This is a genomic window from Emticicia agri (assembly GCF_004168285.1).
Lineage (GTDB): Bacteria > Bacteroidota > Bacteroidia > Cytophagales > Spirosomataceae > Emticicia > Emticicia agri.
Map to the genome: position 1 here is coordinate 1 of NZ_SEWF01000096.1, position 6,786 is coordinate 6,786.

Genomic DNA, 6,786 nt, shown 5'->3' on the forward strand with positions numbered 1-6,786 from the left:
TAGCAGGACCGACAGGAGCAACTGGAGCTAATGGTGCTACGGGTCCACAAGGGATAGCAGGAACCACAGGCGCAAGAGGGGCAACTGGAGCTACAGGACCAGCAGGCGTAACAGGTGCTACGGGTCCGCAAGGGATAGCAGGTCCGCAAGGGTCGCAAGGAGTAGTAGGACCGACAGGCGTAACAGGTGCTACGGGCCCGCAAGGACCACAGGGGATAGCAGGTCCACAAGGTGTAGCAGGACCGACAGGGGCAACCGGAGCAACCGGACCAACGGGTGCTGATGGAGTTACAGGGCCAACTGGTTACATAGGGCCAACTGGTTACACAGGGCTACCAGGAGCAACCGGACCGCAGGGGCCGCAGGGGCCGCAAGGGCCGCAAGGGCCGCAAGGGTCTGTTGGTGCAACAGGACCTGTCGGGCAGGGTGTACCAAGTGGAGGAACGACTGGTCAGGTATTAGCAAAAATTGATGATGCTGACTATAATACACAATGGGTTACATTAGGATCAACTGGTGCAACCGGAGCTACAGGGGCTACAGGGCCAACAGAGTCGGGTAGTTCAGGTACAGTAAATGTTTATGGAGATGGTTCGGCAGGCGCATTAATTATCTCAAGTAATACCAACTGGGTTACTTCTCCGCCTGCCTCATTCAATTATCAGTTTTCGAGCATAACTGTCAATGCCGGAGTAACCTTTACAGTTCCTACCGGAACAAAGCTAAGAAGCACGGGTATTGTTACCATTAATGGAACCATAGTTGTGAGTGGCGTAGAACCTGCCTTTGCACTGCCTGGCGATAAAGGGGTTGCCAGAAGCTTTGCCACTAACGGTGCCAATTATTCAAAGGCAATAAACGAAGCCAGTATCCCTACCCTGATTAATATCCCTTTATATGGTGGTGCAGCCGGAGGATACAGTTCATCGGGTGATCTGAACTATGGAGGTGCAGGTGGTGGGACATTTGCCATTTATTCTAAAGGTAGCATTACCGTATCTTCAAGTGGAAGAGTTGAGGCCATCGGAGGTAACGCAAATTCAGGTGCTACGTCAGACGCTGCTCTTACGGGAAGCGGTGGTGGTGGCGGCGGAATAATTGTACTTCTGGCTAAGAACACTATTTCTCAATCTGGCACCTTAACTGCAAATGGAGGCAATGGCTCAAATGGTATTCGCAGTAGCACCAGTACCAACACCCGTGTAGGGGGCGGTGGTGGAGGTGGTGGAATTGTCATCCTGGCCGGAACTGCCGTAAATCAACTGGGTACTATTACTGTTTCAGGAGGTTTAAAAGGTGGTAATGATGTCAACAACAATAACTCATCTTTTGGAGGTGCTGGCGGAGGATGTGGTGGTGACGGTGGCAGTGGTGGTATTGGCTCAAGTGCCGGAGTAATCGATGCTAATAATGGTACTGCCGGAAAAATCAAAATAATCACTATTGCTAATCCCGAAAATCTGTATTAATGCGCATCCTTACATAAATAAAACCGCCCGATATTTTACTGTCGGGCGGTTTTTTGTGTTAAATTTTTGGTATATCAATTAAAACTTATCTCTTAATCCCACTTAAAAGGGTCATTAGACGGAATATGCGTAATTTTAAGGTCGGAAATTTTCGTTCTGAGCCATTCAGAAAAATACAACATTCCAGGTTCTTCGCTTACACTATGACCTAAAACAATCAGGGCAGACTCATGCCCCAGGCTCTGGCAATCTCTGATAAACTCTACGGTTTCCCATTCTACCGCCTCTCCTACAATAATTACATCAGGCTTCTGATTAACTAAAATGGACATTTGCCTTGAACCACCCCAGGCACCGGGCAATAATGCTATTTTTTTACAAGGTTTGTCATCCTTACCAATATACCGTATATGATTTATTCTCAATCCTTTTTTAAATAGCTGAATAATATTCTTCAAAGAAATTTCAGGGATATTCAAAATAGGGGCATTCTCATAATATTTCGTCCAACCCACACTTCTCACCACGCCATAACTCACAAAATCCGGACGCATGGCATGGGCATAATCATGAAAACGCCAGATACACATATTCAGTTTTTGCAATAGTTCTTCTTTCAGTTGTACTTGTGTATTATTCGCCACCAAGGTTTTGTTATCACTGCCATTATAATAAGTAGGCTCATGCACAATCAGAAAATTAGCTCCTATCTCATGCGCCTTTCTGATTACTTCTACAGTAGGAAACATGGTTGTAACTACACCTGTTACTATCAAATCTGCGCTTCCGGCTTTAATGGTATCGTTGGTGTTTTTGATAGGTTCACCGGAATAATTTTTCAGAATTGTATCAATAATTTGCTGAACTGTCAGCTTATCTGCTCCAAAGGCATTAGTAGAGACCGCTTCTAAAAGAGCTAATGCTATTAATCCTTGAATACTTTTCTGTATAAATTCGGTTCTTTTCATGGTTTTGGGAGAATGTGGGGGTTTGAATAGAGTAATTATCAGGCTAAGATATGTTTTTTTGATAAATCAGCTATACTTATATATTACTTTTCACTGCTTTACATGAATTTAACAAAAACTTATAATAACGCAGAATAGTATATACTTCAATACAATTAAAAATAACAACTAAAAATTGTATCCTTATTACGTCATTCCTGTTTGAGCGCAATTAAAAATCATGAGAGTAATTTTGAATAGGGAAGAGTTTATCAGATTTTTTAATTGCGTGAGTTTGAATGATGGGCTGCTTTTTGGACGCTCAGTCTGGGTTACTTTTTGCAGCTCCAAAAAGTAACATCCCGAGACTATGAAAAAAAAATAATATAAGACATACCCATTATTTAAATCAATAATGGAAGAAATGTCAATTACATCAGTAAACTAATAATATTTAAAAAATTCATAATAATCCTCCTCCTCACTTCCCTACATTCGGCATTTTAAAATCCTTGTCATTGTCAAAAACAATTACCCAGTCTTCTTCTGTGGGTGGCACTATGCCAAAACGTTCTCTGGGTTGCACCGTACCTATTTTCAATGCCTGACCCGTGCCCGGATTATACCAGTGCATCCGCATCGGGTTCCCTGACATGGTTTTTACATTCACATTAATCGTATGTCCTTTAGGAATATACATCACATAATATTTTTTATCTGCCGATAAAGCCGCACAAACATAGTCTAAAGATCCCAACTCTCCCCTACCCGATAATATAATCTCACTGGTTTCGTCCGGCACAAACGTATGCCAGGGCAAAGCATCAAACAACTGAAAACAATGCGCTACCTGTTTCATACCTCGCGTATTCATCAAAGGACGCCAGTTTTTAAAACTATAACACTGATTATCAATCTCTCCCGAACTGAACGAAGTACCTGCACAACCACTCAGCAAACCCTCATACATTTTCCGGCGCATCCACTGGTAATTCTCATTATCGGCATAGTGTGGCACATCATGTTCATAACTCAAATCCAACTGCATAATCATCTTGCCTTTTTTATACTGCCTGAGTTCAGAAACATACTGAGGGCCTTGCTCAAATAGCAACGACTCCGTCCAGACATATTCGCCATCAATATCCATCAAATCTGCATACAATGGATTTTGTGTTGACCAGAAGTTCGACAAATTACAATCAAAATGTCCTGTCCATAACTGATGCGGTGCTTTAGCTTTAATCGCCTTTATCATGTTTATCTCGTAGGCATAAAAATCACCGTCTGTATTATTGTCGCCACCGGCTACCCACATCACATTCGGCGTATTTTTATACCGCTCACCTATAAACTCTCCGTATTGGGTCATCTTGGCCGGACTATTATTCACATTCAGTAATTCATCCCACCACCCCTGCGAGCCATCTGTTCTATAACCCATATAAAACGGAAGTGCCATCACAAACATACCTTTTTGCGCTGCCATACTAAAGAAATTGTCTACATGCCTGAAATAGGCTTCATTAGGCGTAGAAAAATCCCATTGAGTAGTGAATGGCGAAATCCCCTGCCACTCAGGCGGGTTCCCTCCCATCTGAGACGGAGCATTGCTTACAACCGAAACCATTACTGTATTAAAACCTTCATTGCTGATACTATCCAGAAAAGCAGCGGCATCTTTCTCCGAAAGCCCTTGTATCACTCCCCATGCCGAAAATTCTTTTACTAAAAACGGCTTCCCTTTTGTATCGAGCAGATACCGTTTGTTTTCACTCAGCTTTAATGGAAAAGCGGTTGTCTGCTGAGCTAAAATACTAAAAGTCTGGCTTAGAAAAAGAATCAGAAAGAATAGGCGTTTCATAGGGCTTGTGTTGTAATTTCCTATTAAATATGAAGAAAAAGTGTGGAAATGCCAAACTAAAGCGGTTTAATTGGTAATTTATCAGCATATTGGGTAGAGACGACATGCATGGCGTCTCCAAAGGTATATGCTATCCAATAAACATTATTCGAGCAGCTATTTTTTAGCACCAATTAATTAGTTTTCTCTATTCACAGGCTTATGAGACGCCATGCCTGGCGTCTCTACCAATTCCGACAAATTTATTATGGTGATTATCTTCTCAAAGCAAAACGATTGAATTTCTCGTCTTTAGTTTACTAATCTTTACGTCTGTGATAAAAAAGTTTACTTTCGTCTCTTTGCTCTTACTCATGACCACAAATGTCTGGTGCCAGATAGTTGTTACCGGACAAGTAATCAATCGTGAGGATAAATCACCTATGCCTTGGATTCAAATCATTGAAAAAGGCACAAAAAATGCAACTTATTCCAATGAAGATGGCACATTTTATATAATTGTTTCTGATGCCAATGCTACCTTAGTTTTTTCGATGATAGGGACGATTACACAAGAATACACTTTAAAAGGTGCTTCAAAAATTCTTGTCAAAATCAAATATGATTGTACCAATCATTTCTTTGGTGCGCAAAAAGTAGGTGTTTATGCCAATAGCGGCGTACTGAATAATCCAGTCGGAGGGCAATTGTATCTTGCACTCCCTCTTATTTATAGAGAAGGCACAATAACTGGAAATTTTAGTTTTCAGTCCAATTTACGTAGTAATCAGTTTTTAAATGCAGAAATTGAGGCTAAAAATTTGGTATTGGAATGTAATTTTAATATTCATGCCCGATGGCACTATCGTGAAGTTTCCTATCATAATAACTTCCACGCTAAAGCCTATACCTTTGAAACTGACTTTAATATTGGAAAACGACTTTGGTTCTTACCTTATTTAAACGTTACGGCAGGGTATGGTAATCTTCATTCAGGTAGCGATAAGCAATCTGTAAATGGGCCAGTATTTGGGTTAGATACTTATATTGGAATAAGGAGGTTTTCCTCTGGTCTCATTTCAGGCAAAGTAGCTATATTCAGAAATAAAGTCGAATGGCAGGGGCAATTTACTCAATCTCATAGGCGCTTTAGTTTTTTCATCAAATATTATCAACTTAAACCATTTTCAGAATTAAGTCTCGGAATTGGCAAAGAATTTGGCTATCGTTTTAAAAGACAACGGTTGAAGAATGATGATAAGCGAAAAGTCTCCTAACTCTATCCCGGAGCCTTCCCTATTCACCTTTAAAAAACAATTTAATATAGTATCAGTAAGGTTTTGTAGGGATAATAGGCTCTGTTATAATGTGTGTCTTACCCATAAGTTGGGTATTTTTGCAAAAAATTACGTTCTTTGACATAGAGACCAAAACAGAATATTATATGGTAATAGAATCGGTGATTTCTTATCAGATGCAACATTATCGTTTTGGCGATAAACGTCTGAATAAAAGGTGTTTTTTTGCCAATCTGAACTATTTAAGACAGATAGTAGCTTGAGTTTTCCTCATGTTTTCAAAAATCAATATGCCTTGAAAGGACTCTATCGTTTAGTGAATAATAGCGAGCTTAACTGTGCGGATATTATTAAGTCTTATCGTAAAGGGTTGATTGCGTATTCTCTGACACAGTCCTTACCAGATAAGAAACAATATTATTATCTGTTTCAGGATAGTACAGTGGGCAATTATCCTACCCGTCAGATGGATTTAGGCTACCTTCAAACCGGAAGCGATAATGGAGTATTAATACATAATGGTATTCTGACAGACAACCATTATGTACCTTTAGGCTTACCCATCCAAGAGTTCATACAAAGAGATAGGGATGATTATGGTAAACGTCATCAAAGACACCTGCGTCCTTTTGAAGAAAAGGAGAGTGCTAAATGGATTGAAGCCATTGATTTTGCCCGTAAATATGGACGTAAAACGGGTATATCGGTTGTACAAGTAGCTGATAAAGAAGCTGATGTGGCAGAGGTCTTCAATTATGCACTTACCCATCGACAACTCTTTATTATCAATGGCAGACATGACCGTAAACTCAAAAACAGTACTCAAACCCTGAAGCCCTATTTGCAAAGTTTAACCCCTGGTGGGATTGTTGAACGTTCGCTCTTAGATGCCAAAGGCAAAGCACACCTATGTGAGTGTCAGATTACTTTTGCAAAAGTTGACTTACAGGATTTAATTAAACCTATTTATGTACTCACCTTGCAGCAACTTCAACCTATCAAAGGACAAGACTTAGCCCATTGGATGATACTTACCAATGTGCCGGTAAAGACTTTAGCAGAGGCGGTAGCTATTATTGATACCTATACCCGCAGATGGACTACCTGTGAAGATTTTCATAAATGTCTCAAAACGGGTTGTAGTATCCAACAAAGACAATTACAATCCCCACAAGCACTCTTTAATACCATCAGTCTATTGAGTTTAATAGCGATTGGTTTATTAAGAA

The 6,786-nt window shown here is 40.5% G+C and carries 6 protein-coding genes; 4 read left to right on the forward strand and 2 right to left on the reverse strand.

Going from position 1 to position 6,786, the window contains the following annotated elements; genetic code table 11:
- The coding region (locus tag EWM59_RS28730) for a collagen-like domain-containing protein (protein WP_207220070.1) at nucleotides 1-1,469 on the forward strand (1,469 nt) is incomplete at its 5' end.
- Between the two features lie 92 nt (nucleotides 1,470-1,561).
- Here the strand turns inward: EWM59_RS28730 and EWM59_RS26945 are convergent.
- Both EWM59_RS26945 and EWM59_RS26950 read right to left on the reverse strand, forming a co-directional pair.
- Complete coding sequence (locus tag EWM59_RS26945) at nucleotides 1,562-2,437, reverse strand: Nif3-like dinuclear metal center hexameric protein (protein WP_130024308.1); 876 nt, start codon at nucleotides 2,435-2,437, stop codon at nucleotides 1,562-1,564.
- A gap of 460 nt (nucleotides 2,438-2,897) precedes the next feature.
- Nucleotides 2,898-4,280 carry an apiosidase-like domain-containing protein gene (locus tag EWM59_RS26950; RefSeq protein WP_130024309.1) on the reverse strand — a complete coding sequence of 461 codons (1,383 nt, stop codon included), beginning with the start codon at nucleotides 4,278-4,280 and terminating at the stop codon, nucleotides 2,898-2,900.
- 353 nt (nucleotides 4,281-4,633) lie between these two features.
- Between EWM59_RS26950 and EWM59_RS26955 the strand changes: the two genes are divergently transcribed.
- From EWM59_RS26955 to EWM59_RS26960, 3 genes are all read left to right on the forward strand, one after another.
- On the forward strand, nucleotides 4,634-5,536 hold the full coding sequence (locus tag EWM59_RS26955; protein ID WP_130024310.1) for a carboxypeptidase-like regulatory domain-containing protein: 903 nt from the start codon (nucleotides 4,634-4,636) through the stop codon (nucleotides 5,534-5,536).
- Between the two features lie 119 nt (nucleotides 5,537-5,655).
- Nucleotides 5,656-5,820 carry a hypothetical protein gene (locus EWM59_RS27925; protein ID WP_165372164.1) on the forward strand — a complete coding sequence of 55 codons (165 nt, stop codon included), beginning with the start codon at nucleotides 5,656-5,658 and terminating at the stop codon, nucleotides 5,818-5,820.
- A partial coding sequence (locus EWM59_RS26960; protein ID WP_165372273.1) for an IS4 family transposase occupies nucleotides 5,817-6,786 on the forward strand: 970 nt, incomplete at its 3' end. The genes EWM59_RS27925 and EWM59_RS26960, both read left to right, overlap by 4 nt.